This is a genomic window from Vicinamibacteria bacterium, from assembly GCA_035620555.1.
In the GTDB taxonomy this organism is placed as follows: domain Bacteria; phylum Acidobacteriota; class Vicinamibacteria; order Marinacidobacterales; family SMYC01; genus DASPGQ01.
Window position 1 is genome coordinate 1 of the sequence record DASPGQ010000211.1, and the last position, 3,239, is coordinate 3,239.

Genomic DNA, 3,239 nt, shown 5'->3' on the forward strand with positions numbered 1-3,239 from the left:
ACCGATCCTTTGTCATTCCGGCAGGTTTGTCAAGCTGACCCCGGGTCAGTTGTCGCAGATGAAGAGCAAACTTTGAGATTGTTCTCCAGAATCTCGGCTGCTCGAATTCACGTGAACCCATGTCAAATGCGACACTCTCCAACCGCGAGATGGTTCGCAACGAAGAATCATCAGGAACCGATCGTCGAGCCTGGCCACGACGTCACTCGTTTTCGACGTGAGCCTCCCCACGTTTCGGCCGCGAACGAAGGCCCACTCGAACCCCACTCCGACCTCTTCGGATTCCATCTGGATGTCGACGACGAAATTCTGGAATAGCTCCTCGTAACGAGGGCGAACGGCATTCGTCCCTTCGACGAGCTCGCCCTCCGCAGTGATAAAGGTTACGTCGGTCGTGTAGTGATCGAGCACGTCCTCAAGGTCCTGGCGGTTGTCGGCGGCGACGAGGCCCTCGGCGACGGACAAGACGGCCGCCTCGCTTCGATCGCAGTCGCTTGTCGGCTTCGACCCGTATCCGCTGCAGCCAACCGTTAGAAAGACCACCGCGAGGCAAAGTCGCTTCCGCATCGGGAGACGTCCCACGCGAGGCTACCCGGCCACGAAGGGCGTCCCGCGGCCAGTCTCGCAGTATTGTTTCAAGCTGTTCAGGTAATAACCCCAGTTGAAATTATAGATTCCGTACTCCACGTCCGACAGCTCGTTCGCATATTCCTGGCTGAATGTCAGACGCACTCGCCCGTCGTTATCTTCGAGGAAGAATGCGAACGTGTTGTCCAGCCAGGGAACGTGGCCAGCGACGCACTTCCATGCGACGCTCGAGTTGTCTTTCATTTGGGTGACTTCCATGACGGGATGAAAGTCGCCGGTGAAAGTGAAATGGACCCTGCCCCCGACATGCTCTGATGCATCGACTCGGGTCGACCACCACGATGAGAGTCCTTGACCGGTCGTTATTGCCGAGAACACTGCGTTCCGGGGCGCATCGATGCTGACGACATGAATGATTCTCTTCATCGAGTCATCGTCCTTTCTGCCGGCCATCACCGGCGGCGAAATGGCCAGCCCGCGTCAGCCCGCAGGAGGCTTTACGGCGCCGATCTGCGCCAACATGCCCACGAAATCCGCTTCCGACCAGACCTCGGTGATCTGGTCTCCTTTGACCCGATAGGCGTGGAGCTCCGTCCACGTGACCCTTTTCCCCGTAGGAGGCGTTCCCAGGAGCTCGCCTTTGTGGGTGGCTACGGCATTGGCACGTTCGATGACGATGTCTCCCTCGGTGAGCAAGAACTCCCCGGTGACGTGGACATCCGGAAAAGCGCTGCACACGAGTCTTCCGTTCTTTCGCATCCCCTCACGCCCCTGGGGCAAGCCGGGGAGGGGGATGTGCACCGCACAATCGTTCGCCACGAGCTCGTCGACGACGTCCGGGTTTTGGTTGTTCTTGTACTCTTCGACGAACCGACGCACCACGCTGACCTTGCGCTCGCGAAGATAGACTGCGAACGCCTCCCAGTAAGCCTGCCAGCCATGAACCACGTCGTCTAGCCGTGCGGTTGGGACGCCTTTTTCGAGGACCTTGACGTGCGTTCGGTGGCCGTCCCCGATAGGTAGCAGCTCGTACGATACCTTCGCGTGATGCTCTTCGGGCCAATCGGCGGCGCGAAGCGCCTGGACGATCCGTCTGTTCGGCTCCAATTCCTCGAACACACCACTCACACCACCGCCGAAATAGGAGAAGCGGCCTCCGACTCGGTTCTCGATTACGGACTCCGCATTCGTGAGCTCGCTGTGCTTATCCGAGCTCATGAGAATGTCGAATACTTCTTCCGGTGGAGCTCCGAGGGTAGCCGCGACCGATAGCATCGTCGTGTCCATGCGTTTCCCCTTTCTTCTCTAGGCGAGCTTGGCGTTCAGATTGTGTGAGCCGACCATCTTGTGGATCTCGAACATGCTGACATTGCCGTAATGCTCCACGATCTTCCCGTTCTTGACTCTCCAGAAATGCGTCTCGGACCAGGTGACGGGTTTGCCTGAAGCGGGCACACCCATGTAAGGGCCCTGGTGGGTTCCGGCGTCCACCTCCACGGCAATGGCCACCCAGTCTCCTTCCGCGATCTCCGCGATGATGCGTGGTGTGAGGTCGGGGAAAGCCCGGCGAGCAGCATCCACCGACGCAAGCAGGCCCGTTCGGTCCGGGGTCTTCATGATGGGCATGTGGTCCACGTAGCCGGGGTCGAAAATCTCGTCCGCGACCGCGACGTTTCCCTTCGCCATCACTTCTCCGTAGAGGCGGCGTACGACCCGCTTGTTCTTTTCGCTCACGTTCGCTCGTTTCTGCAGAGCCACGATAAGCCTGTCGATCATGTCGGGCCAGCCACCCTCCAGTCCCTTGACGACGGGCTCATCGGCAACGCCACCGTGCTTGAAGACGAGCTCGGTCCCGCCTTTCTTCGGAGTGAGCTCGAACTCGACGCGACTTGGCTCCTTCATGCCGCGGGTTCTCCAGCTCCAGACCATTCTCTTGCGAGGCAGAAGCTGCAGCACTTTGCATTGAACGTCGCCCTCCCAGGGCGTCGGGTGATCGGGCACGAAGGTGAACGTCTTCCCGACCTCGGCCACGAAGTCGTTAGGCATGAGCCAATCGGTGAGAACCTCGCGGTCGGTGAGCGCCTCCCAGACTTCGTCCGGAGTCGCCTCGAAAAACTCCATAAGGTTGACGTCCAGATTCACGAGTCTCCCTCCAAATGGGTGCGGAGCTTTCGGAACCGCCGGCGCCACGCCTTCTGGTAGACCGCCGTCCAGTCGTGGATCTGCCTCAACGGCTCCGCCTGCAGCCGGTAAATGCGTCTGCGCCCGTCCTTCCTGCACGACACGAGACCCGACTCGCGCAGGGTTTTCAGATGCTGCGAGACCGCACCAAACGTGACGTCCACCCGGGTCACCAGATCCTGAACCGGCCGGTCGCCGTCTCTCAGCAGCTCGAGTATCCGCCTGCGCGTCGGGTCCGCGATCGCGTGAAAAACGTCAGATTGCGGCGCAACCCTCATTCAGCGACTATATTTTAGGAATCGCTAAAATGTCAAACAGGAGAGATCCACGACCGCCGTAGCGACGTAACCAAGGCCATCATCCGAGCTTACGCCCCACCCTCGGGTGGCAGGGGCCGCGGCCGGCGGTTGTCATCGATGGCGACGAATGTGAAGAGACCTTCCGTTACCTTGATGCGCTCGCCGACGTTT

Annotated in this window: 6 protein-coding genes; all 6 read right to left on the reverse strand. The window is 59.9% G+C overall.

Annotated features, from left to right (window positions below):
• Positions 1-45: 45 nt before the first annotated feature.
• Positions 46-567, reverse strand: coding sequence for a nuclear transport factor 2 family protein (locus VEK15_08420; GenBank protein HXV60704.1), 522 nt, complete (start codon positions 565-567; stop codon positions 46-48).
• 21 nt (positions 568-588) lie between these two features.
• Positions 589-1,014 carry an SRPBCC domain-containing protein gene (locus VEK15_08425; GenBank protein ID HXV60705.1) on the reverse strand — a complete coding sequence of 142 codons (426 nt, stop codon included), beginning with the start codon at positions 1,012-1,014 and terminating at the stop codon, positions 589-591.
• A gap of 54 nt (positions 1,015-1,068) precedes the next feature.
• Positions 1,069-1,875, reverse strand: a complete 807-nt coding sequence (locus VEK15_08430) for an ester cyclase (protein ID HXV60706.1) — start codon at positions 1,873-1,875, stop codon at positions 1,069-1,071.
• Between the two features lie 18 nt (positions 1,876-1,893).
• Positions 1,894-2,730 carry an ester cyclase gene (locus VEK15_08435; protein HXV60707.1) on the reverse strand — a complete coding sequence of 279 codons (837 nt, stop codon included), beginning with the start codon at positions 2,728-2,730 and terminating at the stop codon, positions 1,894-1,896.
• On the reverse strand, positions 2,727-3,047 hold the full coding sequence (locus tag VEK15_08440) for a metalloregulator ArsR/SmtB family transcription factor (protein HXV60708.1): 321 nt from the start codon (positions 3,045-3,047) through the stop codon (positions 2,727-2,729). The genes VEK15_08435 and VEK15_08440 overlap by 4 nt, the downstream gene beginning before the upstream one ends.
• A gap of 89 nt (positions 3,048-3,136) precedes the next feature.
• A partial coding sequence (locus VEK15_08445) for an acyl-CoA thioesterase (protein ID HXV60709.1) occupies positions 3,137-3,239 on the reverse strand: 103 nt, incomplete at its 5' end.